The following is a 409-nucleotide window of genomic DNA, read 5'->3' on the forward strand; positions in this document are numbered from 1 at the left end:
GGCAACTTTTTAGTTCGTACTGCGTCCAATGAGCGTGCAGACATAGCTAAACAGATTGAAGACGCAATGCTTAAAAATTATAACAAGCGTGTGATTATTCGAATTCGTGGTTTAGATCAAGACAAAGCGCAATATATGGCTGAAGACACATTGATGATGCGTATGCTCATTGTACTCATCACTATCTTAGTTCTGGTTACAACGGTGGGCATTTTTGGTTTAACGCTATTCAATATAAGTAAGCGCACCAAACAAATTGGAACCCGTCGCGCTTTGGGCGCTCGTAAATCTTCAATTATCGATTACTTTTTAGTTGAAAATGCATTGATTTGCATTGCTGGATTAGTTTTAGGCGTCATTGCGGCCCTCATACTTGGGCAATTGCTAATGCAACACTTTTCAATTGCTG

At 39.9% G+C, this 409-nt stretch carries 1 protein-coding gene; it reads left to right on the plus strand.

Annotated features, from left to right (window positions below):
• A partial coding sequence (locus R2R70_RS19065) for an ABC transporter permease (RefSeq protein WP_410978759.1) occupies positions 1-409 on the plus strand: 409 nt, incomplete at both ends.

It is taken from the genome of Cobetia sp. SIMBA_158, from assembly GCF_046566945.1.
Lineage (GTDB): Bacteria > Pseudomonadota > Gammaproteobacteria > Pseudomonadales > Halomonadaceae > Cobetia > Cobetia amphilecti.